Annotated in this window: 24 protein-coding genes, 2 tRNA genes, 1 other RNA gene and 1 pseudogene; 16 read left to right on the top strand and 12 right to left on the bottom strand. The window is 74.6% G+C overall.

Going from position 1 to position 25,703, the window contains the following annotated elements; translation table 11 throughout:
• Positions 1-19: 19 nt before the first annotated feature.
• Both GV155_RS17940 and thpR read left to right on the top strand, forming a co-directional pair.
• Positions 20-739, top strand: a complete 720-nt coding sequence (locus GV155_RS17940; RefSeq protein ID WP_160010182.1) for a VIT1/CCC1 transporter family protein — start codon at positions 20-22, stop codon at positions 737-739.
• Positions 736-1,311, top strand: coding sequence for an RNA 2',3'-cyclic phosphodiesterase (thpR, locus tag GV155_RS17935; protein WP_160010180.1), 576 nt, complete (start codon positions 736-738; stop codon positions 1,309-1,311). Before GV155_RS17940 ends, thpR begins: the two co-directional genes overlap by 4 nt.
• Positions 1,312-1,364: 53 nt before the next feature.
• Here thpR and upp read toward each other — a convergent pair whose 3' ends face one another.
• Positions 1,365-2,006 (bottom strand): uracil phosphoribosyltransferase, encoded by a 642-nt coding sequence (gene upp, locus GV155_RS17930; protein WP_160010178.1) that lies wholly within the window; start codon positions 2,004-2,006, stop codon positions 1,365-1,367.
• A 132-nt stretch (positions 2,007-2,138) separates the two neighbouring features.
• On the opposite strand from upp, the gene GV155_RS17925 reads away from it, so the two are divergent.
• From GV155_RS17925 to GV155_RS17900, 6 genes and pseudogenes are all read left to right on the top strand, one after another.
• Positions 2,139-2,642, top strand: coding sequence for a tRNA adenosine deaminase-associated protein (locus GV155_RS17925; RefSeq protein WP_160010176.1), 504 nt, complete (start codon positions 2,139-2,141; stop codon positions 2,640-2,642).
• Between the two features lie 42 nt (positions 2,643-2,684).
• Complete coding sequence (locus GV155_RS17920; RefSeq protein ID WP_160011593.1) at positions 2,685-3,119, top strand: nucleoside deaminase; 435 nt, start codon at positions 2,685-2,687, stop codon at positions 3,117-3,119.
• 128 nt (positions 3,120-3,247) lie between these two features.
• Positions 3,248-3,976 (top strand): annotated as a pseudogene (locus GV155_RS17915) ((Fe-S)-binding protein); the annotation flags it as partial.
• Between the two features lie 122 nt (positions 3,977-4,098).
• A complete protein-coding gene (locus GV155_RS17910) occupies positions 4,099-5,592 on the top strand; it encodes a lactate utilization protein B (protein WP_160011591.1) in 1,494 nt (497 codons plus the stop codon).
• A gap of 27 nt (positions 5,593-5,619) precedes the next feature.
• Positions 5,620-6,240: a LutC/YkgG family protein gene (locus GV155_RS17905; RefSeq protein ID WP_160010172.1), complete on the top strand. Its 621-nt coding sequence runs from the start codon at positions 5,620-5,622 to the stop codon at positions 6,238-6,240.
• Between the two features lie 67 nt (positions 6,241-6,307).
• On the top strand, positions 6,308-7,528 hold the full coding sequence (locus GV155_RS17900; protein WP_160010170.1) for an MFS transporter: 1,221 nt from the start codon (positions 6,308-6,310) through the stop codon (positions 7,526-7,528).
• A 98-nt stretch (positions 7,529-7,626) separates the two neighbouring features.
• On the opposite strand, the gene GV155_RS17895 is transcribed toward GV155_RS17900, so the two are convergent.
• The 7 genes from GV155_RS17895 to GV155_RS17865 all read right to left on the bottom strand — a co-directional run bounded on the left by GV155_RS17895 (position 7,627) and on the right by GV155_RS17865 (position 14,512).
• Positions 7,627-8,910, bottom strand: a complete 1,284-nt coding sequence (locus tag GV155_RS17895; RefSeq protein ID WP_201300230.1) for a D-arabinono-1,4-lactone oxidase — start codon at positions 8,908-8,910, stop codon at positions 7,627-7,629.
• 141 nt (positions 8,911-9,051) lie between these two features.
• Complete coding sequence (locus tag GV155_RS17890) at positions 9,052-10,386, bottom strand: hypothetical protein (protein WP_160010168.1); 1,335 nt, start codon at positions 10,384-10,386, stop codon at positions 9,052-9,054.
• Positions 10,380-10,904 carry a SigE family RNA polymerase sigma factor gene (locus GV155_RS17885; RefSeq protein WP_160010166.1) on the bottom strand — a complete coding sequence of 175 codons (525 nt, stop codon included), beginning with the start codon at positions 10,902-10,904 and terminating at the stop codon, positions 10,380-10,382. Before GV155_RS17885 ends, GV155_RS17890 begins: the two co-directional genes overlap by 7 nt.
• Positions 10,905-10,965: 61 nt before the next feature.
• The gene (locus GV155_RS17880; protein ID WP_160010164.1) at positions 10,966-11,436 is read right to left on the bottom strand and encodes an RDD family protein; all 471 of its coding nucleotides are present in this window, start codon (positions 11,434-11,436) and stop codon (positions 10,966-10,968) included.
• An 81-nt stretch (positions 11,437-11,517) separates the two neighbouring features.
• Positions 11,518-12,159: a response regulator gene (locus GV155_RS17875; RefSeq protein WP_160010162.1), complete on the bottom strand. Its 642-nt coding sequence runs from the start codon at positions 12,157-12,159 to the stop codon at positions 11,518-11,520.
• Positions 12,156-13,544 carry a sensor histidine kinase gene (locus GV155_RS17870; RefSeq protein ID WP_160010160.1) on the bottom strand — a complete coding sequence of 463 codons (1,389 nt, stop codon included), beginning with the start codon at positions 13,542-13,544 and terminating at the stop codon, positions 12,156-12,158. Before GV155_RS17870 ends, GV155_RS17875 begins: the two co-directional genes overlap by 4 nt.
• 65 nt (positions 13,545-13,609) lie before the next feature.
• Positions 13,610-14,512 (bottom strand): hypothetical protein, encoded by a 903-nt coding sequence (locus GV155_RS17865; protein ID WP_160010158.1) that lies wholly within the window; start codon positions 14,510-14,512, stop codon positions 13,610-13,612.
• A 124-nt stretch (positions 14,513-14,636) separates the two neighbouring features.
• On the opposite strand from GV155_RS17865, the gene GV155_RS17860 reads away from it, so the two are divergent.
• Both GV155_RS17860 and GV155_RS17855 read left to right on the top strand, forming a co-directional pair.
• The gene (locus GV155_RS17860) at positions 14,637-15,698 is read left to right on the top strand and encodes an aldose epimerase family protein (RefSeq protein WP_160010156.1); all 1,062 of its coding nucleotides are present in this window, start codon (positions 14,637-14,639) and stop codon (positions 15,696-15,698) included.
• A 38-nt stretch (positions 15,699-15,736) separates the two neighbouring features.
• A tRNA-Ser gene (locus tag GV155_RS17855) sits at positions 15,737-15,824 on the top strand.
• A 974-nt stretch (positions 15,825-16,798) separates the two neighbouring features.
• Here the strand turns inward: GV155_RS17855 and GV155_RS17850 are convergent.
• Positions 16,799-17,632 carry an alpha/beta fold hydrolase gene (locus GV155_RS17850; RefSeq protein ID WP_160010154.1) on the bottom strand — a complete coding sequence of 278 codons (834 nt, stop codon included), beginning with the start codon at positions 17,630-17,632 and terminating at the stop codon, positions 16,799-16,801.
• 114 nt (positions 17,633-17,746) lie between these two features.
• Between GV155_RS17850 and GV155_RS17845 the strand changes: the two genes are divergently transcribed.
• Genes GV155_RS17845 through GV155_RS17830 form a run of 4 tightly spaced genes read left to right on the top strand, consistent with a single transcriptional unit; the run spans position 17,747 to position 22,182 of the window.
• Positions 17,747-18,298: a MarR family winged helix-turn-helix transcriptional regulator gene (locus GV155_RS17845; RefSeq protein ID WP_160010152.1), complete on the top strand. Its 552-nt coding sequence runs from the start codon at positions 17,747-17,749 to the stop codon at positions 18,296-18,298.
• Between the two features lie 23 nt (positions 18,299-18,321).
• Positions 18,322-19,218 (top strand): AAA family ATPase, encoded by an 897-nt coding sequence (locus GV155_RS17840; protein WP_160010150.1) that lies wholly within the window; start codon positions 18,322-18,324, stop codon positions 19,216-19,218.
• A gap of 4 nt (positions 19,219-19,222) precedes the next feature.
• Entirely contained in the window at positions 19,223-20,617 is a 1,395-nt protein-coding gene (locus GV155_RS17835; RefSeq protein WP_160010148.1) for a vWA domain-containing protein, read from the top strand.
• A 50-nt stretch (positions 20,618-20,667) separates the two neighbouring features.
• On the top strand, positions 20,668-22,182 hold the full coding sequence (locus GV155_RS17830) for a potassium/proton antiporter (protein ID WP_160010147.1): 1,515 nt from the start codon (positions 20,668-20,670) through the stop codon (positions 22,180-22,182).
• A gap of 24 nt (positions 22,183-22,206) precedes the next feature.
• Here the strand turns inward: GV155_RS17830 and GV155_RS17825 are convergent, their stop codons facing one another.
• The 3 genes from GV155_RS17825 to GV155_RS17810 all read right to left on the bottom strand — a co-directional run bounded on the left by GV155_RS17825 (position 22,207) and on the right by GV155_RS17810 (position 24,042).
• A complete protein-coding gene (locus tag GV155_RS17825) occupies positions 22,207-22,701 on the bottom strand; it encodes a LytR C-terminal domain-containing protein (protein ID WP_160010145.1) in 495 nt (164 codons plus the stop codon).
• 3 nt (positions 22,702-22,704) lie between these two features.
• Positions 22,705-23,001, bottom strand: a complete 297-nt coding sequence (locus GV155_RS17820) for a type II toxin-antitoxin system VapB family antitoxin (RefSeq protein ID WP_160010143.1) — start codon at positions 22,999-23,001, stop codon at positions 22,705-22,707.
• Positions 23,002-23,957: 956 nt separating this feature from the next.
• Positions 23,958-24,042 (bottom strand) — tRNA-Ser (locus GV155_RS17810).
• 94 nt (positions 24,043-24,136) lie between these two features.
• On the opposite strand from GV155_RS17810, the gene ffs reads away from it, so the two are divergent.
• An RNA gene (ffs, locus tag GV155_RS17805) (signal recognition particle sRNA small type) lies at positions 24,137-24,229 on the top strand.
• 69 nt (positions 24,230-24,298) lie between these two features.
• On the top strand, positions 24,299-25,703 hold a 1,405-nt coding region (locus tag GV155_RS17800), incomplete at its 3' end, for a DNA polymerase III subunit gamma and tau (protein WP_201300229.1).

The following is a 25,703-nucleotide window of genomic DNA, read 5'->3' as shown; positions in this document are numbered from 1 at the left end:
GGTTCACTAGCCTCGGCCCATGGCCTCCCCGGACCTCCCCGCGCACCCCGGCGAGCCGCACGTGGCGGGCCTGGCGCAGCGGTTGAGCTGGGTGCGGGCCGGCGTGCTGGGCGCCAACGACGGGATCGTGTCGACCGCGGGCCTGGTGGTGGGCGTGGCCGGGGCGACCACCTCGCGCTCCAGCCTGCTGGTCGCCGGCGTGGCGGGCCTGGTGGCCGGGGCGGCGAGCATGGCGGCGGGGGAGTACGTCTCGGTGTCCACCCAGCGCGACTCCGAGCGGGCGCTGCTGGAGAAGGAGCGTCGCGAGCTGGCCGAGGAGCCCGAGGAGGAGCTGGCCGAGCTGGCCGGTCTCTACGTCGCCCGTGGTCTCGACCCGGACCTGGCGCAGGAGGTCGCGGTGCAGCTCACCGAGCACGGCGCGCTGGCCGCGCACGCCGAGGTCGAGCTGGGCCTGGACCCCGACGGGCTGACCAGCCCCGGGGCGGCTGCGGTGTCGTCGATGGTGAGCTTCACCGTCGGGGCGCTGCTCCCGCTGCTGACGATCCTGCTCGCCCCGGCCTCGGTGCGCGTGCCGCTGACGGTCGGCGCGGTGGCCGTGGCGCTGGCGCTGACCGGCTGGGTCAGCGCGGTGCTCGCCACCAGCCCGCGCGGGCGGGCGGTGGCCCGCAACGTCGCCGGCGGCGTCCTGGCGATGCTCGTGACCTACCTGGTCGGCGCGCTCGTGGGCACCCGGCTGTGAGGGTCTTCGCGGCGCTGGTGCCGCCGGTCGCGGCGCGCGAGGACCTCGCCGACTTCCTCGCCCCGCGGTGGGAGGCAGGCCGCGCCGACGGGCTGCGCTGGAGCGACCCGGAGCAGTGGCACGTGACGCTGGCCTTCGCCGCCGACGTCGACGACTGGCGCCTCGAGGAGGTCGAGGAGCGGCTGGCGGCCGCGGCGTCGAGGTCGGCGCCGATGGTGGGCCGGGTCACCGGCGGCGGCGCCTTCCCGGACCCGGTGCGCGCGAAGGTGCTGTGGTCCGGGCCGGCGCTGGAGGGAGAGGGGCCGGAGGCGCTGGAGCGGCTCGCGGTCGGGGCCCGGACGGCGCTCGCGACGGCGGGCGCGGAGGTGGACGGTGCGCGGTTCCGCCCGCACCTCACCCTGGCCCGCCGCAACCGGCCCGGCCGGGTGGACGACTGGGTCCGCCTGCTCGACGGCTACCGCGGCCCGGTCGGGGCGTACGAGCACCTCACGCTGGTGGCCTCACACCTCGGTGAGGGTCCGCGCGGCCGGCCGCGGCACGAGGTGCTGGCCGAGCTGCCGCTGGGTGGATAGTCCCTGACGAGATCGTCGTGGATCGGGCTCGTCGGCGACGATCTCGTCAGGGACTACCCCGCGACGCCGTAGAGGCGGTCGCCGGCGTCGCCGAGGCCGGGGACGATGTAGCCGAGCTCGTTGAGCCGCTCGTCCATCGCGGCGGTGACGATCGTGACCGGGACCGGGTGGTCGCCCAGGGCGGCCTCGAGCTTCGCGCAGCCCTCGGGGGCGGCGAGGAGGCAGATCACCGTGATGTCGTCGGCGCCGCGGCTGGTGAGGAACTCGATCGCCGCGATGAGGGTGCCGCCGGTGGCCAGCATCGGGTCGAGGACGTAGCACTGGCGCCCGGAGAGGTCGTCGGGCAGCCGCTCGGCGTAGGTCGAGGCCTCGAGGGTCTCCTCGTTGCGGACCATCCCGAGGAAGCCGACCTCGGCGGTCGGCAGCAGCCGCATCATCCCGTCGAGCATGCCCAGCCCGGCGCGCAGGATCGGCACCACGATCGGCTTGGGCGTGGCCAGGCGTACGCCGGTGGTCGGCGAGACCGGGGTGACGATGTCGTGCGGCTCGACGCGCACCGACCGGGTGGCCTCGTAGGCCAGCAGGGTCACCAGCTCGTCGGCGAGGCGGCGGAAGGTGGGCGAGTCGGTGTCGGCGTCGCGCAGCACGGTGAGCTTGTGGGCGACGAGCGGGTGGTCCACGACCTGGGTGCGCATGCGCGGAGCCTAGTGGTCGCCCGCGCTGCGGGGCGGCGGACGTACGCCCCTCTTGGCCCTCGGGTCCCGACCTGCGACGCTGGTCACGGCGCCCCCGTCGGTCGCCGTCCCCCACCCAGACGGAGGCCTGCCATGGTCGAGGAACCCCTCGAGCAGCTCGACGCCGTCGACTTCGCGGTGATCGCCTTCCACGTCGACGGCGCGTGGGACGTCGACGAGCTCACGCTCGACCACCTCGTGGACGCGCCCACCCTGGTCGCGGCGATGCGCCGGCTGCCCGGGGAGGACTCGGTCGCGCTCGTCGCGGTGGACGAGGACTGGTTCCTGGTGGCCCGCGTCGTCGAGGGGCGGGTACGCCTGCTGCTCTCCGACGCCACCGCGGCCGAGGACTGGGACCTGGCAGCCTCCGTCCTGGACCTCCTCGGCCTGCCCGAGCCCGAGGACGAGGACGACCAGGTGCCCGCGGGCGACCTGGGCCTGCTGACCGACCTCGGCATGGACGCCGAGGACCTGGGCGCGCTGATCGCCGACCTCGACCTCTACCCGGAGGAGATCCTCTCCGAGGTGGCCGAGGAGATCGGGTTCGGCGACGACTTCGACGACGTCGTCGGGCTGGCCCCGGCCGACCTCGCCTGACCGCCGGTGGGCGGTCCGGCGGAGCGGGTGTGGGACGCCGCGATGCGGGCCGCGCTCGACGAGGCGCGGGCCGCGCTGGCCTCCGGTGACGTGCCGGTCGGGGCGGTCGTCCTCGACCCCGCCGGCGAGGTCGTCGGCGTCGGACGCAACGTCCGGGAGGCCGACGCCGACCCGACCGGGCACGCCGAGGTCGTCGCCCTGCGCGCCGCCGCCCGGGCCCGCGGCGAGTGGCGCCTCGACGGCTGCACCCTGGTGGTGACGCTCGAGCCGTGCACGATGTGCGCCGGCGCCGCGGTGCTCGCCCGGGTGGAGCGGGTGGTGCTCGGGGCCTGGGACGAGAAGGCCGGCGCCGTGGGCTCGCTGTGGGACGTCGTCCGCGACCGCCGCCTCAACCACCGCCCGGAGGTGGTCGCCGGGGTGCTGGCGGCCGAGTCGTCGGCGCTGCTGGCGGAGTTCTTCGGCGGGCGCCGGGGCTGAGGGCGTCGGTGCGCCGGGACGTCATGCGGACGGGGGAGACGTCTTCCCGGAACGGATGACGTCCCGCGGCCGGGCCGCGTCCGCCGGTGTGCCGCCGTCCGCTGGCGCCGAATGAGAGTGTGGTCACCATGAAGGTCGCCCTGATGGTCACGTGCGTGAACGACGCGATGTTCCCCGACACCGGCAAGGCGGTGGTCCGCCTGCTGCGGCGGCTGGGGGTGGACGTCGAGTTCCCTGACGGGCAGACCTGCTGCGCGCAGCCGATGGTCAACACCGGCTACCTCGACGAGGCCGTGCCGGTGGTGCGCAACTACGTCGACGCGTTCGCCGGGTACGACGCGGTGGTCACCCCGTCGGGGTCCTGCGCCGGCTCCGCGCGGCACCAGCACGGCCTGGTCGCGCGCCGCTCCGGTGATCCCGCGATGGAGCGGGCGGTGGCCGCCGCGCCCCCGACCTACGAGCTCACCGAGTTCCTGGTCGACGTGCTCGGCGTGACGGACGTCGGCGCCTACTTCCCGCACCGCGTGACCTACCACCCGACCTGCCACTCCCTGCGGATGCTCGGGGTCGGCGACCGCCCCCGGCAGCTGCTGGAGAACGTGCGCGGCCTCCGGCTGGCCGAGCTGCCCGGGGCGGCCGAGTGCTGCGGCTTCGGCGGCACCTTCGCGGTCAAGAACGCCGAGACGTCGGTCGCGATGGGTTCCGACAAGGCCCGCCATGTGCGCGAGACCGGCGCCGAGGTGCTGGTCGCGGGCGACAACTCCTGCCTCATGCACATCGGCGGCCTGCTCTCGCGCCAGCAGGCCGGGGTGCGGGTGATGCACCTCGCCGAGGTCCTCGCCGCGACCGAGGACGACGCCGAGCAGGTCCCCACCGAGCAGCCGGCCGACCTGGCCGCGCAGCAGTCGGCGGGGCGTACGGACGCCATCCAGCACGGACTCGAGCAGGGAGCCACCTCGTGAGCGCCACCTTCGTCGGCATGCCGCCGTTCCCGACCGCGGCCCGCCAGGCCCTGGCCGACACCCAGCTGCGCCACAACCTGGCCCACGCCACCGGCACGATCCGCGCCAAGCGCGCCAAGGTCGTCGGCGAGGTCGAGCACTGGGAGGACCTGCGCCTGGCCGGCGCCGCGGTCAAGGCCCGCGCGCTGGCCGACCTCGAGACGAACCTGGTCCGCCTCGAGGAGTCGCTGACCGCGCAGGGCGCGACCGTGCACTGGGCGCGTGACGCCGCCGAGGCCTGCGAGGTCGTCGCCCGGGTGGCTCGCAGCCACGACGTCGACGAGGTCGTGAAGGTCAAGTCGATGGCCACCCAGGAGATCGAGCTCAACGAGGCGCTGCAGGCCCAGGGCATCGCCGCCTGGGAGACCGACCTCGCCGAGCTGATCGTCCAGCTCGGGGACGACCTGCCCAGCCACATCCTCGTGCCCGCGATCCACCGCAACCGGGCGGAGATCCGCGAGATCTTCCGGTCGAAGATGTCCGCCGCGGGCAAGCCGGCCCCCGACGACCTCACCGACGAGCCGGCGGTGCTCGCCGGCGCCGCCCGCCAGCACCTGCGCGAGAAGTTCCTGCGCGCCAAGGTCGCGGTCTCCGGGGCGAACTTCGCCGTCGCCGAGACCGGGACGCTGGTCGTCGTCGAGTCCGAGGGCAACGGTCGGATGTGCCTGACCCTGCCCGAGGTGCTGATCAGCGTGGTCGGCATCGAGAAGGTCGTGCCGACCTTCGCCGAGCTCGACCCGCTGCTGCGCCTGCTGCCGCGCTCCTCGACCGGCGAGCGGATGAACCCGTACACCTCGATGTGGACCGGCGTCACGCCCGGTGACGGTCCGCAGGAGGTGCACGTCGTGCTCGTCGACAACGGGCGCACCCGCGCGCTCGCCGACGAGGTCGGCCGCCAGGCGCTGCGCTGCATCCGCTGCTCGGCCTGCCTCAACGTCTGCCCCGTCTACGAACGCACCGGCGGCCACGCGTACGGCTCGGTCTACCCCGGCCCGATCGGTGCGATCCTCAACCCGCTGATGCGCGGCCAGGGTGATCCCCAGGTGGACTCGCTGCCGTACGCCTCGTCGCTCTGCGGTGCCTGCTTCGAGGTCTGCCCGGTGCGCATCGACATCCCCGAGGTGCTGGTGCACCTGCGCTCGAAGGTCGTCGACGCCCACCGCGAGGACCGCGTGCCCAAGGCCGAGGCCGTGGCCATGAAGGGCACCGCCTGGGCCTTCACCGACGCCCGCCGGCTCGCGGCCGGCGAGCGGCTCTCCGGCCTGGCCGGCCGGGTGCTGACCCGGGTGGGCAAGGCGCGGCTGCCCGGTGGCCGCGCGACCGCTGGTCGACTGCCGGGCCCCGGCGCCGCGTGGACGGGGGCACGCGACCTGCCGGCCCCGCCGCGCGAGTCGTTCCGGGCGTGGTGGCGCCGTACCGACGGCGGCCGCGCCGAGGGCCCCGAGCAGTCCGAGCAGAAGGGCGGTGAGTGAGCGGTGGTCGAGGAACGAGCGCAGCGAGTGTCACGAGGCCCGGCACGTGAGGAGATCCTCGGCCGCGTCCGTGCGGCCCTGGCCGACGTCTCGCCCGAGGACCGGGCGACGCCGGCGCCGACACCGCCCCCGGGCGCCCACCTCGAGGGTGACGCCCTGCTGGAGCGGTTCGTCGAGCGGGTCGAGGACTACAAGGCGACCGTCCGTCGGTGCGCGCCCGAGGACCTCGCCGCCACCGTCGCCGAGGCGCTCGCCCCCCTGGGCGAGGGTGCGCGGGCGGTGGTGCCCTCCGGCCTCGACCTCGCGGTGCCCGGCGCCGTGAGCGACGACGCGCTGACGTCCTACGACCTCGACGGCATCGAGGCCGTGGTCACCGCGGCCCGGGTCGGGATCGCCGAGACCGGCACCATCGTCCTGGACCACGGCCCGGACCAGGGCCGCCGCGCGATCAGCCTGGTGCCGGACCTCCACGTCTGCATCGTGCGCACCGACCAGGTCGTCGCCGACGTGCCCGACGCCGTCGCCGGGCTCGACCCCACCCGGGCGATGACCTGGATCAGCGGCCCCTCGGCCACCAGCGACATCGAGCTCGACCGGGTCGAGGGCGTCCACGGGCCCCGGACGCTGCACGTGGTGCTGGTGGGCTGAGCCGCCGAGACCCATCTCACGCCTCCGGGCGTGGGGCGGGCGGAGCGCGCGGTGCGAAGGTGGGTCGGTGGCGACCACGACCGACACCCGGACCGGGCACCTGCCCGGGACGCCTGCGTACCGCCGGCTGAACGCCGCGATGGTGCTGGTCGGGCTGGCCGCCTTCGGCATCCTCTACGCCACCCAGCCGATCCTCCCGCAGCTCGGGGACGAGTACGGCGTGGACGCCCCGCGCGCGAGCCTGACCGTCTCCGCCGCGACCGGCGCGCTGGCGCTGCTGGTCATCCCGGCCACCGCGATCGGGCTGCGGATCGGCCGCGTCCGGACCATCCGCTGGGGGCTCCTGGCGGCCGTCGCGCTGACCATGGTCGCGGCCGCGGCGCCCACGTTCGGCCTCCTCGTCGCCGCCCGGGGGCTGGCCGGGGCCGCCCTGGCCGGGGTGGTCGCGGTCGCGATGGGGCACGTCGCCGCCGAGGTCCACCCCAGCGGCCTGGCCGGTGCGATGGGCCTCTACGTCGCCGGCAACACCCTCGGCGGTGTCTCGGGGCGACTGGTCACCTCCGCCGCCGCCGACCTCGGCGGCTGGCGGGCCGCGCTGGCCGTGCTGGGCGTCGTCGCCGCGGTCGTCACCGCGCTGGTCTGGCGCTTCACCGAGGACACCGGGCCCGCCCCCGACGCGGCGCCGGAGGTGGGCGCCGACGGCGGGGCCGCCGTACGCCCGGGGGTCGGCGCCCTGCTCCGCGAGCCGTCGGTCGTGGCGGTGCTGCTGCTGCCGTTCGTGCTGATGGGCGGCTTCGTGGCGACCTACAACTACCTGTCGTTCCGGCTGGCGGCCGCGCCGTTCGACCTGCCCGCCGCGGTGGTCGGGCTGGTCTTCCTGGCCTACCTCGCCGGCACCGTGTCCTCGGCGGTCGCCGGCCGCGCCGCCCAGCGGTACGGCCGCCCGCGGGTGCTCGCCCTCGGTGTCGTCGTGATGGGCGCCGGGCTCGCGATGACGCTGCCCGACCGGTTGGTGCTGGTCGTGGCCGGGCTCATCGTGTTCACCGCCGGCTTCTTCGCCGCCCACGCCGTCGCGAGCGGCTGGGCCCCCGTGCTCGGCGGCGCCGCGCCCGCGCGCGCCTCGGCGCTCTACGTGGCGATGTACTACGCCGGCTCGAGCCTCTTCGGCGCCCTGGTCGGCCTGGCCTGGCACGCCGGTGGCTGGGACGCGACCGCCGCCTCGGTGGGGGTGCTCGTGGCGCTGGCGCTGCTGCTGGTGGGCGTGGCCACCCGGACCCGCCGCGGCTGACTGCTCGTCCGGCCGGGGCCGCGGGACGTCATCCGTTGTGCGGTGCTGCTGGGCGTGCGGACGGATGACGTCCCGGGCCTGCCCGGCCCCGGTCGGCGTCAGTCGAGCAGCCGGGCGGTCCAGGCGTTGGTGAACACGTGCTCGGGGTCCCACCGCTCGCGCAGCGCGCGGAACGCGTCGGCCTGCGGGTAGGAGTCCAGCACCGCGGGGGAGTGGGAGTAGAGCTTGCCCCAGTGCGGGCGGGGGTCGTAGGCCGACAGCGCCTGCTCGACCACCCGGGCGGCGGCCTCGACGCCGGCCTGGTCGCGGACCCAGGTGAAGTGCAGCGAGACCGTGTCGCGGCCCTGCATCGGGCTGAGCCAGAGGTCGTCGGCCGCGACGGCCCGGATCTCGCTGATCATCAGCAGCGGTGCGATCTCGGCGTGGACGCCGCGCAGGGCTGCGACCGCGGCCGGCCCGTGCTCGGCGGGCACGTGCCACTCGCTCTGGATCTCCTCGCCGCTGCTCGGGGTGAACCCCATCCGGAAGTGCGGCAGCCGCTCCGACCACGGACCGGGCGCGCCGAGCTGCTCGGTGCAGGCCACGGGGTCCTCGCCCGGCACGGGGTGCTGCGGCGTGGTGGCGGCCGGGACGCCGAGGAAGTCCCCGGTCGTGCCGGCCAGGGCGTCAGTCCCCACCCGCCGCTTGACCCAGGCGGTGACGCCGGCGGGTCCCCAGTCGGTGAAGAGGCTGACGGAGTACGCCGCGCCGAGCGCCTCGCGCAGCCGCTCCTCCGCGACGTCCCAGCCGAGGCCGGGGTGCACGGTCTGAGCCACCTCGTAGGCCGGCTCCACGTCCAGGGTGACCCGGTGGACGACCCCGAGCGCGCCGAGGTGCACGACCGCACCGGCGAAGTCGGGCTCACCGCGGGTGACGGTACGCAGCGCGCCGTCGGCGGTGACGAACGTGAGCGCGCGAACAGCCGTGGCCAGGTTGCCGAGCCCCGCGCCCGAGCCGTGCGTACCGGTCGCGACCGCGCCGGCGACCGAGATGTGCGGCAGGGAGGCCAGGTTCGCCAGGGCCAGCCCGTGGGCCTCGAGGGAGGCCGCGAGCGCGCCGAAGGTGGCGCCGCCCGAGCAGGTCACCGTGCCCGCGTCCACGTCGACCTCGACGTCGTCGGGGAGCCCGGCCAGGCTCAGCGCGACGTCCCCGTCGGTGATCGCGGTGAAGGAGTGCCGCGAGCCGATCACGCGCAGCCGCGGCTCGGCCGCGACCTGCTCCTGCAGCTCGGTCAGGGTGCGCGGGCGCAGGTGCCGGGTGAAGCCGTAGCGCAGGTTGCCGGCCCAGTTGTGGGTCGGGGGCGCGGCCTCGGCCGCGGGCGTCGTTCCGGTCGTGGTGGTCACCCCCTGATTGTGGTCCAGGGGGGTGCAGAAGTCCCCGGCCGACCGGGGACTTCCGAACATGTCGGCCTTTGCAAAGGCCGACATGTTCAGAACCTGCCCGACAAGTCCCCGCCCGCCGACGCGCCCGCCGACGCGCCCGCCTCAGTCCACCAGCTGACCGAGGTGCTGGGTCATCCCGGCGTTGCCGTTCTCGGGGGTGTTCCACAGGAACTGCCCGTCCAGCGTCGGACCGCTGGTGGCCCACGACGAGACCTCGTCGGAGATCCGCAGCAGCTCGTTCGTCCCGAGGTCGTACACATAGGTCCCGGCGCCGCCCCGCTCGTACGACGTGATCGTCACGATGCCCTCGCCGCCCACCGAGGTCAGCGACCCCTCGACGCCGCTGCCCTGCAGCGTGGTCACCTGGTCGCCGTCGGTGTCGAGCACCTGGACGCGGTCGTCGCGCACGCCGCCGTCGTAGGTGCCGCAGTACTGGCCCATCACGACCTTGTCGCCGGCCGCGCCGAAGCTCAGCAGGTTGCAGCGCTCCCCGGAGCGGGGGTCGAAGGCCGACTCCTTCCCGGTCGCCAGGTCCCGCACGTGCACCTGCCCGGCGGCGCCGTTCGTGGAGTCGGTCCACACCATCGTGTCGTCGGTGAAGGCCAGGGACCCCACGGTCAGCTCCTCGTCCCGGACGTCGGCGGGGTCGGTGAGCGAGACCGACCACAACCGGTACGTGTCGCCCTCGGCGTCGGCGTCCTCGGCGTCCCCGTCCGGCGACGTCGGCCAGCCGCCCTCCGGGGGCTGGCCCTGGGTGGCCGGCACCGGCACGTAGAGCCGGCCGTCGGGGCCGACCTGCGCCCCGAACCAGGCGTCGACCCGCGGCAGGTCGGGCCAGGTCGTCGAGGTCCACTCCCGGGCGGTGCGGTCGAAGGAGTGCGCGACCAGGGTCGTCGTCTCCATCCCGCCGCGACCGGAGAGCAGCACGAGCCGGTCCGTCCCGAGCTCGACCGCGCTGGTCTGGGCCTCCACCTCGAGGTCGGGCAGCCAGTCCTTCTCGCCGGTGGCGGGGTCCTGGAGGGCGAACCGGGGGAAGCGCTGGCCCAGCCGGGGCCCGTCGCGGAACAGGAGCCGGCCGTCGTCGGTCACGCCGTCGAAGTACTGCCCGTTGTCCCGGTTCAGGTTCTCGTTCGTGTGGGACGCCAGGATCCGGTAGTCCTCGCCCTCGGTCGCCGCGACGGCGTCGGCCAGCCGCAGCGTCGGCGCGTCCGGCGCGGGCACGCCCGCAGCGACCAGGTCGGGTGGCGGGGACTCCGCGCCCAGCAGCGAGGTCGCGGCCACGACCGCGGCGGTGGCCAGCGCCGTACCGCCGACGACGCCGAGGCGGCGACGTCGGACGCGGCGGCGGCCGCCGGCCAGGAGGGTGTCGGTGTCCAGACGGTCGTCGGGCGCGGACGCCGCGCTCTCGCGCAGCAGGTCGGCCAGGTCGTTCACCACGATGTCGCTCCTTCGGTCGTGAGCCCGCCGGTCGGCGCGGCGTCGAACATGGTCCGGAGCGAGGCCAGCGCACGGGACGTCTGGCTCTTCACCGTCCCCTCGGTGCATCTCAGGAGCGCGGCGGTGTCGGCGACGCTCAGGTCCTCGAAGAACCGCAGCACCACGCACGCCCGCTGCCGCGGCGGCAGGTCGGCCAGGGCCGACATCAACGCCGCCCGCTCGGCCACGGACCCCGCGAGGTCGTGGCCCGAGGGCACGTCACGGTCGTGCTCGGTGAGCACCTCGGTGCTCGAGCGTCGCCGGGCGCTGTCGAGGAACGCGCTGGTCACCGCCTTGCGGGCGTAGGCGTACTCGCCCCCGGCCCTCGTCAGCCGCGGCCAGGCGACGTAGACCCGGATCAGGCCCTCCTGGACGTGGTCCGAGGCACGGTCCCAGTCGCCGCACATCAGGTACGCCGTGCGGCGCAGCCGTCCGCGCACCGCCTCGGCGAACTCGACGAACGCCGCCTCGTCACGCATCTGCTGCTCGCTCCATGCGTGAGGAACGAGGTGGGCGGCCCATCCGGTTGCCTCGCGCGACCTACCGGCTCGTCCGGACCACCCGCGTCGAGGCCGCCATGTCGCCGAGCCGCTGGTTCTTCGGGCTGGCCAGCACCGCGACGAACGCGACCAGGTAGAACGCGAACCCGTCGACCACGCGCAGCAGCGTCCGTACGAGCACCTGCCCGGCGGTGCGCTGCGGACCCTTCTCGGAGACCACGCGGATGCCGACCAGCCTCTTGCCCAGGGTCTGTCCCCAGGCGAGCTCGCAGGCGAAGAAGTAGACCGCCGCCACGAGGACGGTCAGCAGGAACGGCAGCCCGCTCAGCGACAGGCTCGCCCCGCCGTCCCCGGCCTGGCTCTCCCCGAACAGCAGCGCCGAGACCACGAAGAGCGGCACCATCACCAGCAGGGTGTCCAGGGCGAGCGCCCCGACGCGCAGCCCGGCCGAGGCGTCCGCGCGCGGCCCCGTCGAGTCGGCCGGGGGGACGGGGCTCGGGTACTGGCTCATGGGAGTCCTTCTACCGCACCGGCAGCGCCCGTGGGCGCGTTCGTCCCGCTGGGGCTCCCTGGCGGCGCGGTCGCGCGACGCTCAGTCCGGCCGCAGGTGGTCCCGCGCCCACAGCGCGGCGCTGGTCCGGTCGGCGACGCCGATCCGGCGGAAGATGCTGCCGACGTGCGCCTTGACCGTCCGCTCGGTGATCCCGAGGCGTCGGGCGATCTGCTTGTTGGCCAGGCCCTCGCCGACCAGGGCCAGCACCTCGCGCTCGCGGCGGCTGAGCCCCTCGAGGTGGTCCACGGGGGTCCTGGGGCGCGCACCGGGCAGCAGCGCCGCGGCGACGCGCGGGTCGAGCGGGACCTGACCGTCGGCCGCCGCGCGGACGGCGGCGAGCAGGGCCCCGGGCTCGGAGTCCTTGAGCAGGTAGCCGACGGCGCCGGCCGCCAGCGCCTCGCGCACCCGGTCGTGCTCGGCGAAGCTGGTCAGCACGAGGACCCGGGTCTGGGGCCGGAGGGCCAGGACGGCCAGGGTGGCCTCGACGCCGTCCATCACCGGCATCGAGAGGTCCATCAGCACCACGTCGGGCCGCAGCTCGGTGACCAGGTCGACCGCCTCGGCGCCGTCCGCGGCCTGACCGCAGACCTCGAGCCCCGGGTCGTCGTCGACCAGCCCGGCCAGGCCCGCACGGACGAGGCGGTGGTCGTCGACGACGAGGACCCGGTGCGCCCTGCTCACGACCACGGCACGGTCAGTCGCCAGGTGGTGCCGGAGGACCCGGTCTGGACGTCGAGGCCGGCCCCCTGGTGCGCGGCGGCGTCGACCAGGGTGCGGACGCCGAAGTGACCGGGGGCCGGACGGTGCAGCGTCTCGTCCACGTCGAAGCCCACGCCGTCGTCGACCACGAGCAGCTCTGCCGCGGCGTCGGGGTCGGCGGCGCCCAGGGTGACCGACACGGCCTGGGCGCGGGCGTGCCGGGTGGTGTTGCGCAGCGTCTCCCGGGCGACCTGGAAGACCAGCCGGGACTGCTCCGCGGTGAGGGCCTCGGCGGCCGCCGGGTCCACGTCGAGGCTGGTCGTGACGCCGTGGGCCTCGAGGCCGACGGTGAGGTCGGCCAGCGCCGGGCCGAGGCCCACCCCGGTGAGGCTCGCGGGGTAGATGTCGACCAGCAGCGACCGCAGGCCCCCGATCCCGGCCCGGACGGCGTCCGCGGCGCCCGCGAGCGAGTCGGCGAGGTCGGGGTCGCCCGACGCCTCGGCCCGGCGGGCGGCGCTGCTGACGACGAACGACGTCGCGGCGAGCTCCTGCACCGGCCCGTCGTGGAGGGTCGCCGCGATCCGGCGCCGCTCGGCGTCCGAGGCGTCCAGGGCGGTGCGGAGCAGCAGCTCGCGCTCGTCGCGACCCCGGCGGAGGTGGTCGAGGAGCCGCCAGACGACCGGCAGCAGGAGCAGCATCAGGGCCACCAGGCTCCCGACCACGATGGCGGTGAACCCGCGCCAGATCTCGTCGCCGCGATCGGTGACCAGCGCGTAGGGCGCGTAGGTCTCGAACAGCAGCACCTCGCCACCCGGGGTCCGGACCGGGTGGTAGACCTCGAGGAGCTTGCCGCGGCCCCGCTCGTAGACGTTCTCCTCGGCGTCGAGGTCGCTCACCTCGGCCCCGGTGCCCTGACCGTCGGCCCCGTCGGCGATGGCCTCGCGCTCCTCCTCGTCGAGGCCGAAGCGGCGACCGACCAGCGCCGGCTCGTCGGAGTACAGGACGGTGCCGTCGGCCGACCACAGCTTCACGCGGACGACGTCGTCGCTGATCACGTGCTCGCGCACGCTGCGGTCCAGCCGCTCCAGGGCGCGGGGCTCCTGGGTGAGGACACCGTCTGTCAGCGCCGGCTCGACGACGGCGTCGGCGAGGATCTCGGTACGTCGCGCCGTGCCGACCACGCCCTCGGCCTCGCCCTCGCGCTGGGCCGCCCAGGCGCCGACCACCGCGACCGCGACCAGCACGGTCAGGGTGGCGACGACGACCCCGGCGTAGACCCGCGCCGGGCGGACGACCCCGTCGGGCGTCCGGGGCGCCGTGCGGCGCTCGGAGAGACGCCGCCAGGGCGGACCGGCGGAGGGGACCATGGACCCAGTATCGGTCTCGTCCTCCGCCGGCCCGCCCGGCGCCCGCTGCGGGTGGCTGCCTGTGATCAGGGCAGGGGGGTGGGGTCGGTCGGGTCGGGCGGCACCGGGACGGAGCCACGGATCCGGTTCTGCGCCTGGCACTGGCTCGTGCAGCTCGTCGCCCCCTGGGAGAGCTCGACCGCGTCCTCGCCCAGCACCCCGCCCATCCGGCCGCCGGAGGCCACCGACCACCGGGTGGTGGTGGCGGTCTGGGCGAGCTTGGTGGCCACCTGCGGGCTGTCCTTGCCCAGCAGCATCTGGTGCGCGCCGTCTCCGGTGGTGACCGCCGGGGTGCCGTCCCCGAAGTTGATCTTCGAGGTGTAGGGGTTGACGAAGTAGAAGAGCTCCGGGCCGAGGGTGTGCACGACCTCGACGTCCGAGCCGAACTCCGGCTCCATCTGGAAGATGCCGCCCTGCGGCGCGTCCTTGGCCTGGACCTTGAGCTTGCCGCCGGCCACGCCGAGGATGGCGACCAGGGAGCCGTCGCGGACCTCCAGGCGCGTCAGCGAGGGCGAGCGACGCTGCGCGGCCGTCAGGACGGGCACCTTGGAGGCGAAGACGACCGTGGGGCGGGTGACCATCCGGTCCGGCGCCGAGGCGCCCGTGAGCGTGTAGTCGTAGACGCCCAGCGTGGTCGGGTCGATCGTGAAGGAGGTGTTCCGCCCGGACACGGTGATCGGGGTGGTCGTCGCGACCTTGTCCAGCCGCAGGTCCTTGCCCGGGGCGGGGTCGTAGGTCCGGCCGTTCACGGTGACCGCGTAGTTGCCCGCCGCCACCTTCGAGCCGCCGCCCTCGGTCTCGCCCTCACCGCCGCCGTTCCGGGCGGCGGCCTGCGACGCGGGGGCGAGCAGGGACAGCGTGGTGAGCGCGATCGCGGCCGCCGCGGAGGCGGTCCGCCGGGTGCGGCGGGGGGCGGGGGTGGTGGTCATCGAGGGGCTCCTGTGAACGACGGGGGTGGGGCGGGGCACCAGGCTCCGACACCGCCGGTCACAGTTCCCAGATGGTCGAAGGTCCTAGTACCTGCGGCACCGAGCGCGCTGTTAGCGTCCTCGGGTGCTCGACACCTTCGGCTCCCTCCCGGACGGCCGCCCCGTCCACCGCGTCGTCCTGGGCGGTGGGGGCGGCCCCGGTGACGGCGCGGAGCTGCACCTGCTGACCCTCGGCTCCACCGTCCACCGCCTCCTCGTCACCGGCGGTGACGGCGTGCGCCGCGACGTCGTCCTCGGCTACCCCGACGTCGCGTCCTACGTCGCGGGCGGTGACTACGTCGGCGCGGTCGTCGGGCGGTACGCCAACCGGATCGCCCGGGGCCGGTTCGAGCTCGACGGCGAGGTGCACGTGGTCGGCGCCCACGACCGGGGCAACAGCCTGCACGGCGGGCCCGACGGCTTCGACCAGCGGCTGTGGGACCTCGTCGAGGTCGGGCCGGACGAGGACGCGCCGACGTACGCCGTGCTCCGCCTCGACAGCCCCGACGGCGACCAGGGCTTCCCCGGCACGGTGCAGGTCGAGGCGCGATGGGAGGTCGACGGCGACACCGTCCGGCTGACCCTCACCGCCACCACGGACCGGGCGACGGTGGTCAACCTCAGCACGCACGCCTACGTCAACCTCGACGGTGGGGGCAGCGTCGACGACCACGAGCTGCGGGTGCCCGCGTCGGCGTTCCTCCCGGTCGACCCGACCGGGGTGCCGCTCGGCGAGCACGCCCCCGTGGACGGCACCCCCTTCGACCTGCGCGAGCCGCGTCGGGTCGGCGACGTCGCCCGCGACCCGCACCCCCAGGTCGCCGCCGGCCAGGGCCTCGACCACGACCTGGTCGTCGACGGCGAGGGCGAGCGGGTCGTCGCCGAGGTCGTCTCGACGCGTACGCGGACCCGGTTGCGGCTGCTCGCCGACCAGCCCGGGCTGCAGGTCTACACCGGCAACTTCCTGGACGGCAGCGTCGTCGGCCGCGACGGCGCGCTGCTGCGCCAGGGCGACGGGCTCGCGCTCGAGCCCCAGCTGCACCCGGACACCCCGAACCACGAGGGCGAGCCGGGCTGGCCGTCCGCGGTGCTGCGACCGGGGGAGACGTACCGGACCTCGATCGCCTGGGAGTTCTCGGGGATCTGATTTCGGTGGTCCGGGCCCGCTCCGGTATGTTCTCCGGCGGTGGCGTGTCCGAGAGGCCGAAGGTGCATCACTCGAAATGATGTGTGGGGCAACCCACCGTGGGTTCAAATCCCACCGCCACCGCCAGGGGCTGAGTGCGAAAGCATGACGCCGCAGGCACGGAAGTGCCAGGAGAACGCCGGTTCCCGGCTCCCTCGGGAGCCCGGGACCGGCGTTCCGGCTTTCCGGGGCCGGTCTTTCCCCGCCCGGGCCGCCGTTGCCGGCAGTCCCTACCCCTCACCACTCAGGGTGAGCGACTCCCGGATCCTTGCGATCGCCTCCATGCCACCCTGGTCGGACCAGACGGAGACCCGGAACCACGCGTTCAGGTCCGGGACCCCGAACCCCTGCGAACACCGACCGGGTGCACTCAGCTCGCTCACGCCGGTGCTCGCCAGCACCTCGTGATCACCCACCCGTCCAGCAGGCCGCAGGTCACCGGACCGCGCCCCGGCGCCCGCCCACGAACCGTCGAACAACGCCACCGACGACGACCGTGACGGATCACCGGGGACACAGTCCCAGAACACCGAGACCGCCTTCGCGACCCGAGCTGGTGGGTCGCACCGAGCGTCGTCGGAACCCCACGTGTACGGGATCGACACCACGACACCGTTCAGACCGACCTGCTTCGGTCCACTCTCCACTGCCGTCCCCTGGTCCTGTGCGGTCGTGCTGGTCCCGCGAGCCGTGACGGTGGCCTGCGACTGGATCCCCGCGACCTGACCGGCCGGTCATCTCCAGGATGTCACCCTCTGCAGCGACCTGGCCCCGTCAGTGTCGAAGGGTCGGACACCCTCGGACCCGATCGAGGCTCTTCCGACGCGGAGGCGTCCACGGGACGAGCCGGAGCGTCGCCTCCGGATCTGTCCCCACGCCCGACCACAGCGAGCGCGAGTGCGAGCGGACCCAGGGACAGGCGCCCACGGTTCACGTTCATGACGACTCCGACGTCGGGGGAGACCAGCCCGTTCCACACCCGGTCGCTCCGTCGGGGATTCCTAAAGACAGACGAACGCCCCGTGGACCACGTCCACGGGGCGTTCGTCGTCAGCGGTGCGTCAGCGTGCGAGGAAGGTCAGCACGGTGCTGTTGAACTCCTCGGCGTGGCTGGCGGTGAAGCCGTGCGGCGCGCCGGCGACGACGTGCAGCTCGCTGCCCGCGATCGCGGCGGCGGTGCGGCGACCCGAGGCCTCGAACGGGACGGTGCCGTCGCCGTCGCCGTGGATGACGAGGGTCGGGACGGTCACCTTGGTCAGGTCCTCGCGGAAGTCGGTGCGGGCGAAGGCGGCGATGCAGTCGACCAGCGCCTTGTCCTCCGCCTGGGACGCCATTGCGAGCGCGTCCTGGCGGTCCTGCTCGGAGACCTTGATCTCGCCGTCCACGGAGAAGAAGCTCGTGGTGAAGCCGTCGAGGAAGCCGGTGCGGTCGTCCGAGGCGGCCTTCTGCATGCCGTCCACGTCGGCGTCGCCCAGCGCGCCGTCGACGTTGTCGTCGGTCTTGAGCAGGTACGGCGGCACCGCGGCGGCGAAGACCACGCTGCGCAGCCGCTCCTGGCCGTGACGGCTGATGTAGCGGGCGATCTCGCCGCCACCCATCGAGAAGCCCACGAGGGTCACGTCGGTGAGGTCGAGCTCGTCGAGCAGCGCGGCGAGGTCGTCGGCGAAGTGGTCGTAGTCGTAGCCCTTGCCCGGCTTCTCGGACTGGCCGAACCCGCGACGGTCGTAGGTGATGACGCGGTAGCCGGCCTCGACGAACGCCGGCACCTGCTTGGCCCAGGAGTCGCCGTTGAGCGGCCAGCCGTGGATCAGGACGACGGGTCGGCCCTGGCCGGTCTCGTCGTAGTGCAGCTCGGTCTTGGACAGCAGTCCGGACTTCGAGGTGATGGTCGGCATGGACGTTCCTCCTTGGAAGGCGGGGTACGACGGTCTGGAGGACCGGCGCTTCTTACTTCGAGCACAACATGATCGCACCCGAAACATTCCCGCGCCTTCGCTAGGCTGGTGCCCATGGAGACCACCACGGGCGGGCTGGATCCCGCGGGAGCGGATCCGGGCGTCGACGACAGGCTCTGCCTGGCCCTGCACGCGGCGGCCCGTGCGATGGACGCCGTCTACCGGCCGTTGCTCGAGGAGCAGGAGCTGACCTACCCCCAGTACCTGGTCATGTCGGTGCTGTGGCAGGACGGCCCGCAGCAGGTCGGCGCGCTGGCGCGTCGTCTCCACCTGGAGTCCAGCACGATGTCCCCGCTGCTCAAGCGGCTTGAGATGCGCGGCCTGGTCGTACGCCAGCGCCTGCCGGGCGACGAGCGGAAGGTGCTCGTGGGCGCCACGGACGAGGGCGTACGGCTGCGGGACTCGACCCGCGACGTCATCCCGCAGGTCTGCGCGGCGACCGGCCTGACGCGCGACGCGCAGGACGACCTCGTGGTCCGGCTCCAGGCCCTCGTGGTGTCGTTGGCCGCTCCTCCCCAGGCCGGCGCGGCCTCGGCCGGGCGGGGCTCGGCGGGGGCCGGTCCGCAGGACCTGGGGAGCCCCGAGGTGCCCATGGAGCGGTCCTAGACGCCGTGGGCGAGGATGTCGGCATGCCGGACCCCACGCCGACCCAGGCCCCGACGACGACCTGGTTCGCCTCGCCCGACGACGCGGTGGCCCGGCTGGGCGAGGTCGGCTACCTCGCCGACACCGCCACCGGCACCGTCGGCTTCCTGGCCGGGGCGCTGGAGAAGCCGCTGCTCGTGGAGGGCCCGGCGGGCGTGGGCAAGACCGAGCTGGCCAAGGCCGTGGCCCGTGCCGCCGGGGCCGACCTGGTGCGGCTGCAGTGCTACGAGGGCCTCGACGAGGCACGTGCGCTCTACGAGTGGAACTACAAGAAGCAGCTGCTCCGCATCCAGTCCAGCAAGGACGACCAGGCCTGGTCGGAGACCCACGACGACATCTTCACCGAGGAGTTCCTCCTCACGCGCCCGTTGCTGACCGCGATCCGGCGCGAGGAGCCGACGGTGCTGCTGATCGACGAGGTCGACAAGACCGACGTCGAGGTGGAGGGGCTGCTGCTCGAGGTGCTGTCGGACTTCGCGGTCACCATCCCCGAGCTCGGCACGGTCGCCGCCACCCGGCGGCCGTTCGTCGTGCTGACGTCGAACGCCAGCCGCGAGCTGTCGGAGGCGGTCAAGCGGCGCTGCCTCTACCTGCACCTGGACTACCCCGACGCCGAGCGCGAGCGCGAGATCGTGCTGAGCCAGGTGCCCGAGCTCGAGGAGAAGGTCGCGGGACAGCTGGTCGCGGCCGTCGGGCGGTTGCGGGAGCTGGAGCTGAAGAAGGCGCCCTCCATCGCCGAGTCCGTCGACTGGGCGCGGACCCTGGTGGCCCTGGAGATCGGCGACCTCGACGACGCCGCGATCGACCGCACCCTCGGCGTCGTCCTGAAGCACTCGTCCGACACCGACCGGGCCGTGCGCGAGCTGCGCCTGCGGGCGTGAGGCCGTGACCGGCTCCGGGCTGCTCCAGCGCCACCTCTCCTTCCTGGAGGCGCTGCGCGGGGCCGGCCTGCCGGTCTCGCTGGCCGAGGACCTCGACGCCGTCGCCGCGCTCGGCGCGGTCGGCTGGCACGACCGCGAGACGGTGCGGGAGACGTACGCCGCGACGCTGGTCAAGCGGCTGGGCCACCGACCGACGTTCGACACGCTCTTCGACCTGTGGTTCCCGCGGATGATCGGCGGCGGGGTGGCCGAGCAGGGGCGTGCCGCCGCGGACGAGACGTCCTCCGAGCCGACCTCCCGCGACAACGCCGCCGCCCTGGCCGACCTGCGCGAGCGGCTCTCGGCCGCGCTGACCTCGGGTGACGAGCAGGCTCTCGCCGCGCTGGCCGCCGAGGCGCTCGGCCGTTTCGGCGCGATGCCCGGGCGCGGGCCCGGGCTGTCGTCGTGGTCGGCCTACACCGCCCTGCAGCGGGTGTCCCCGGCCGACCTCGTGGGCCGGGTCGCGCAGGGCCTGGTCGACGGCGGCCTCGACGGCGAGGCCGCGGAGCGCCGGGCCGGGGGCCGGGTGGGTGACTTCACCCGCCGCGTGGAGGACGACGCCCGCCGCCGGATCGCCGAGGAGAAGGGCGCCGAGCACGTGGCGGACGTCGCCGTGCGCCCCTCGCTCGACCGGCTCGACCTCACCACCGCCCGCCGCGCCGACCTCGACGAGCTCCGCCGCGAGATCTACCCGCTCGCGCGCCGCCTGGCCTCGCGACTGACCCAGGAGCAGCACGCCCGGCGGCGCGGGCCGCTCGACGTGCGGCGTACGGTCCGCGCCTCGATGTCGACCGGTGGCGTCCCGCTCGTGACCCACCACAAGCCCCGCCGCCCGCACCGCACCGAGCTGGTCGTCCTCTGCGACGTCAGCGGGTCGGTCGCGTCCTTCGCGCGCTTCACGCTGATGCTGGTCTTCGCGCTGCGCGAGCAGTTCACCAACGTCCGGGCGTTCACGTTCGTCGACACCGTGCACGAGGTCACCCACCACTTCACGCCCGGCGGAGACCTGGCCGACACGATGACCGCGCTCGCCGCCGACACCGACAAGGCCGCCACCTGGGGCCGGACGCACTACGGCCGGGCGCTGAGCCGCTTCGCCTCCGAGCACGGCGACGCCGTCACCTCCCGCAGCTCGCTGCTGGTCCTCGGCGACGCCCGCTCCAACCACGGCGACCTCGCGCTGGACGTGGTCCGCGACCTCGCCGGCACCGCCCGGCACGCGCACTGGCTCAACCCCGAGCGCCGCCGGCACTGGGACACCGGCGACAGCGCCGCGTCCGCCTACGGCGCGATCGTGCCGATGGTGGAGTGCCGCAACCTGGCCCAGCTCACGGAGTTCGTGCACGACCTCGCCCGCTGACGAGCGGCGGTAGGATCAGGGTCCGCGCCCCCCAGCCCCGCCGAGGTGAGATGAGCTTCGACGTCGAGCAGCTCGACAGCTTCCTGCTGGTCGGCTCGGCCGTCACTTTGCTGGCCATCCTGGCCGTGCGCCTGTCCTCGCGCGCCGGCCTGCCCAGCCTGCTGGTCTACCTGCTGATGGGGGTCGCGCTGGGCGAGTCCGGGCTGGGCATCGGCTTCGACGACGCCCAGCTCGCCCATGCGCTCGGCTTCGCCGCGCTCGCGCTGATCCTGGCCGAGGGCGGGCTGACCACGAAGTGGGACGAGGTACGGCCCTCGATGCGGCTGGGCCTGTCCCTGGCCACGATCGGCGTCACCGTCTCGGTCCTGGTGGTCGCCGTGGCCGCCCACTACCTGCTCGGGCTGCCCTGGGAGCTGGCGATCCTGCTCGGCGCCGTCACCTCCCCGACCGATGCCGCCGCGGTCTTCTCGGTGCTGCGCGTCGTGCCGCTGCCGCGCCGCCTGGTCGGCAGCCTCGAGGCGGAGTCGGGGCTGAACGACGCCCCGACGGTCGTCCTGGTCACCCTGGTCTCGACGGGGGCGGTGGCCGACCACGGCGTCCCCGCGATCGTGGCGATCGTGCTCGGCGAGCTCGCGCTCGGCCTGGTCGTGGGCCTGGCGGTCGGCTTCGCCGGCGCCTGGTCGCTGCGCCGTGCCGCGCTGCCGTCCTCGGGTCTCTACCCGCTGGCGGTCGTCACCTTCACCCTGCTCGCGTACGGCGCGGCCGCCGCCCTGCACGGCAGCGGCTTCGCGGCCGTCTACGTCGCCGCGCTCGTGCTCGGCAACGCCGAGCTGCCCCACCGCGGCACCACGCGCTCCTTCGCCGAGGGCGTGGCCTGGCTCGCCCAGATCGGGCTCTTCGTGATGCTCGGGCTGCTGCTCTCCCCGGGTCGGATCACCGCCTCGACCGTGGTGATGGCCCTGGTCGCGGGCCTGGTGCTCACCGTGGTCGCCCGGCCGGTCTCGGTCCTGGTCTCGACGGTCGTGCAGCCGATGCCGTGGCGCGAGGTGTCCTTCATGTCGTGGGCGGGTCTGCGCGGCGCGGTGCCGATCGTGCTCGCCACGATCCCGCTCTCCGAGGGGGTGGCGGGCGCCGAGGACCTCTTCGACGTCGTCTTCGTCCTGGTGGTGGCCTACACCCTGCTCACCGGCCCGACGCTGCCGCTGGTGGCCCGCTGGCTCGGGGTCACGCGGCCGCTCGAGCCGCGCGACCTCGACGTCGAGGCCGCCCCGCTGGAGCGCGTCGCGGCCGACCTGCTGCAGATCACGATCAGCCCGTTGTCGCGCCTGCACGGCGTCGAGGTCGGCGAGCTGCGGCTGCCCCGGGAGGCGTCGATCTCGATGGTCGTCCGCGACGGCCACACGCTGGTGCCCGACCCGCGCACGGTCCTGCGCCACGGTGACGACCTGCTGGTCGTCTGCCCGCGCCGGCAGCGCGAGCAGACCGAGCGACGCCTGCGCCAGGTCAGCCAGGGCGGGCGCCTGGCGCAGTGGCTCGGGGAGGACGAGCGCGACCGGCGGCCCTGAGGCGGTGCCGGGCGCCCGGGCAGGTCAGCCCGCGAGGCAGGCGGTGGTGTCCTCGCGCACGGTCACCCTGGCCGGGCCGGCCGTGAGCTCCTCGAAGTCGTCACCCACGACGACGGTGACGCCCTCGCCGACCGGGTCGCGGCGGACGACGGAGACCTCGCCCAGGTAGCCGCGCACCAGGCGTACCTGGGGGCTGCGGGGGGAGTCGGTCCAGATCTGGACCCGGGGGACCTCGGTGCCGCTCGGGGCGTTCGTCGACTGGCCCTTGACGAAGCCCTGGTCGACCAGGTCCCCGGTGACCCGGCCGGCCAGGCCGGAGCGGGACCCCGCGTTCAGCACGGTGACCACCACCTGCTCGGTGGTCACCCGGTCGCCGGGCTCGAGGTCGGTCTCGGTGCACGGTCCGCCGGCGGCGTCGCCGACCGGCGAGGTCAGGCGGCTCCAGCCCCACGCCGCGGCGCCCAGCACCACCCCGAGCAGGACGAGCAGGGTCAGGGCGGTGCGCAGGCGGGGTCCCACTTCTCAGGCCTCCAGGTGGTGGACGCGGGCGTGGAGCACGTGTCGCTGCTGCAGCGCGGCGCGCAGTGCGCGGTGCAGGCCGTCCTCGAGGTACAGCTCGTCGCGCCAGGCGACGACGTGGGCGAAGAGGTCGCCGTAGAAGGTGGAGTCCTCGTCCAGCAGGGTGGCCAGCTGCAGGGTGTCTTTGATCGTCACCAGCTCGTCGAGCCGGACCTGGCGTGGAGGCACCGAGGCCCACGAGCGTGAGGTCAGCTCGTGGTCGGGATAGGGCTTGCCGTCGCCCACCCGCTTGAAGATCACGCCGTGACTATAACCACGGCCGACCCCCGTGGAAGGGCCCTCCGCCAGGCCGCAACGAGACCGTGACCCGCCCGCAGACCCCGCATCCGGAGCGGTGGGGGGTCTGCGGGCGGGTCACGGTCTCGTTGCGGCCTGGCGGAGGGCCCTTCCACGGGGGTCGGCCGTGGTTATAGTCACGGCGTGATCTTCAAGCGGGTGGGCGACGGCAAGCCCTATCCCGACCACGAGCTGACCTCACGCTNCTGCGGGCTCGGGGACGGTCGGCGGATCGGGGGCCGGGGTGGTCGCCGTCGGACCCGGGGCCGGCACGGGCGCGGGCAGGTCCCCGCTGGACCGGGCGACCCACTCGTCGACCTCGGCGTCACCGCCCCCGAGGGCCCGGGCGATCTCCCGCACCAGGGGCAGGTTGAGGCGGGTGCGGCCGGTGCGGAAGACGTCGTAGACGGTCGTCCGGGCGACCCGCGCGGCGTGGGGGTCCGCTCCGTCGCGGACGCGCTGCTCGGCGACGCGGCGCCCGATCTCGGCGTACGACGGGTCACCCGCGCGGCGACGCAGCGCCCCCAGCTGCTCGGCGACGACGTCCCAGCCGCCGGTGCCGCGCTCGTGGCCGGTGGTCGGGATCGTCACGGTCCGGATCGTAGTGCGCCCCGCCGACGCCGTCCGGGTGTCCGGGATCGTCCGGGAACCCTGTCGGCGCTGGCGTGGACGCTCCGACGGCGGTGGGATCGGGGGAGCGGTCGCGCGGACCCGGGGGGAGGTGCCGCGCGGCAGCAGCCCGTGACGGGGCGCCGCTCCGTGGGGGAGTGGCGCCTCGTCGGCGGGCCCCTCGGCGGCGGCCCCGCGCCGGCCTGCCCCGCACCCGCGTCGGACCCGGCGGGGCGGAGGGCGCGCGGTCCCGGACGAGCATCGGCCCCGCCGGTGAGGGTCGGGGCCGGTGCGTCCGCATCTCGCGGCGGCGGAGGATAGGGGATTCGAACCCCTGAGGGCGTTAACCCAACCCGCTTTCCAAGCGAGCGCCATAGGCCACTAGGCGAATCCTCCGCGCAGGAGGCTACCGGTCGCCCCGGCGCGAGGTCGACTCGGGCCGGTACGGGCCGGGTTGCCGCCTGCGCGGGGGGCTCGCCTAGACTGCGGACAACCCCCCGCGTGGCGGCACCTCACCCAAATCCCCCAGGGCCGGAAGGCAGCAAGGGCAAGTGGGCTCTGCCGGGTGCGCGGGGGGCCTCTTCGTCTCCAGGGCCGGTACGGACTCGGGCGGCCTGGTGGGCTGTCGGCGCCGGTGGCTAGTGTCGGCGGCGTGGAGTCACCCCTCGCGCTGTACCGGCGCTACCGGCCCGAGACCTTCGCCGAGGTCATCGGGCAGGACCACGTGACCGAGCCCCTGCGCGCGGCGCTCGCCAGCAACAGGGTCAACCACGCCTACCTCTTCTCCGGCCCACGCGGCTGCGGCAAGACCACCTCGGCGCGGATCCTGGCCCGGGCGCTGAACTGCGAGCTGGCCCCGGTCGCCGACCCCTGCGGGGAGTGCCAGAGCTGTCGTGACCTGGCCCGCGGCGGGCCCGGGTCGATCGACGTCATCGAGATCGACGCGGCCTCGCACGGCGGCGTCGACGACGCCCGGGACCTGCGCGAGAAGGCGTTCTTCGCGCCGGTCCGCAGCCGCTACAAGGTCTACGTCATCGACGAGGCCCACATGGTGACCACCCAGGGCTTCAACGCGCTGCTGAAGCTGGTCGAGGAGCCCCCGCCGCACCTGCGGTTCATCTTCGCCACCACCGAGCCCGACAAGGTCATCCCGACCATCCGCTCCCGCACCCACCACTACCCGTTCCGGCTGATCCCGCCGCGGCTGCTGTCGTCCTACCTCGGTGAGCTCTGCGCGAAGGAGGGCGTGGCCATCGAGCCCGCCGCCGTCCCGATGGTGGTGCGCGCCGGCGCCGGGTCGGCCCGCGACACCCTCTCGGTCCTCGACCAGCTGCTCGGCGGGTCCGGTGCCGCCGGGATCACCTACGAGCTGGCCACCGGCCTGCTGGGCTACACCCCCGACACGCTGCTCGACGAGGTCGTCGACGCCTTCGCCGCCGGCGACGGCCGCGCGGTCTTCGGCGTGGTCGACAAGGTCATCGAGACCGGGCAGGACCCGCGCCGCTTCACCGAGGACCTGCTGCGCCGGCTGCGCGACCTGGTGATCGTGGCCGCGGTGCCCGACGCGCCGGCCACCGGCCTGATCGACGTCTCCGAGGACCAGGGTGAGCGGCTGGTCGCGCAGACCGCCCGCTTCGGCACCGCCGACCTGACCCGCGCCGCCGACCTGGTGGCCTCCGGGCTGACCGAGATGCGCGGCGCCACGGCGCCCCGGCTGCTGCTCGAGCTGATCTGCGCCCGGATCCTGCTCCCCGGTGCCGACCACACCACCCAGGGCGTGCTGGCGCGGCTCGACCGGCTGGAGCGCCGCAACGCCATCAGCGGCACGCCCAGCGCGGCCGCGCCCACCGGGGCCGTCGCCGCCCGGATCACCGCGGACCCGCCGCTGCGCCTGCCCGCCCAGGACCGGCCCGCTCCGGCCCGTGCCCACGACCAGGGCTCGACCGCGGAGCCGGTTGCCACGGTGGTGCCGCCGGTACCACCTCGGGTCGGGCAGAGCCCCGCCCCGGTCCGACCCTCCGAGCCCCCGTCGGCCCCGCGGTGGGCTCGTCCGAGAC

Origin of the sequence: Nocardioides sp. AX2bis (assembly GCF_902506435.1) — a bacterium.
Taxonomy (GTDB): domain Bacteria; phylum Actinomycetota; class Actinomycetes; order Propionibacteriales; family Nocardioidaceae; genus Nocardioides.
This window is presented reverse-complemented; position numbering and strand designations above follow the sequence as displayed.

Bases quoted from the DNA above. Each gene is read 5' to 3' on its own strand.
- GV155_RS17865 (WP_160010158.1), bottom strand. From the start codon at position 14,512: ATGACCACCACCCCCGCCCCCCGCCGCACCCGGCGGACCGCCTCCGCG.
- GV155_RS17940 (WP_160010182.1), top strand. From the start codon at position 20: ATGGCCTCCCCGGACCTCCCCGCGCACCCCGGCGAGCCGCACGTGGCG.
- GV155_RS17910 (WP_160011591.1), top strand. From the start codon at position 4,099: ATGCCGCCGTTCCCGACCGCGGCCCGCCAGGCCCTGGCCGACACCCAG.
- GV155_RS17845 (WP_160010152.1), top strand. From the start codon at position 17,747: ATGGAGACCACCACGGGCGGGCTGGATCCCGCGGGAGCGGATCCGGGC.
- GV155_RS17830 (WP_160010147.1), top strand. From the start codon at position 20,668: ATGAGCTTCGACGTCGAGCAGCTCGACAGCTTCCTGCTGGTCGGCTCG.
- GV155_RS17925 (WP_160010176.1), top strand. From the start codon at position 2,139: ATGGTCGAGGAACCCCTCGAGCAGCTCGACGCCGTCGACTTCGCGGTG.
- GV155_RS17870 (WP_160010160.1), bottom strand. From the start codon at position 13,544: ATGGTCCCCTCCGCCGGTCCGCCCTGGCGGCGTCTCTCCGAGCGCCGC.
- GV155_RS17885 (WP_160010166.1), bottom strand. From the start codon at position 10,904: ATGCGTGACGAGGCGGCGTTCGTCGAGTTCGCCGAGGCGGTGCGCGGA.
- GV155_RS17840 (WP_160010150.1), top strand. From the start codon at position 18,322: ATGCCGGACCCCACGCCGACCCAGGCCCCGACGACGACCTGGTTCGCC.
- GV155_RS17880 (WP_160010164.1), bottom strand. From the start codon at position 11,436: ATGAGCCAGTACCCGAGCCCCGTCCCCCCGGCCGACTCGACGGGGCCG.
- GV155_RS17920 (WP_160011593.1), top strand. From the start codon at position 2,685: ATGCGGGCCGCGCTCGACGAGGCGCGGGCCGCGCTGGCCTCCGGTGAC.
- upp (WP_160010178.1), bottom strand. From the start codon at position 2,006: ATGCGCACCCAGGTCGTGGACCACCCGCTCGTCGCCCACAAGCTCACC.
- GV155_RS17850 (WP_160010154.1), bottom strand. From the start codon at position 17,632: ATGCCGACCATCACCTCGAAGTCCGGACTGCTGTCCAAGACCGAGCTG.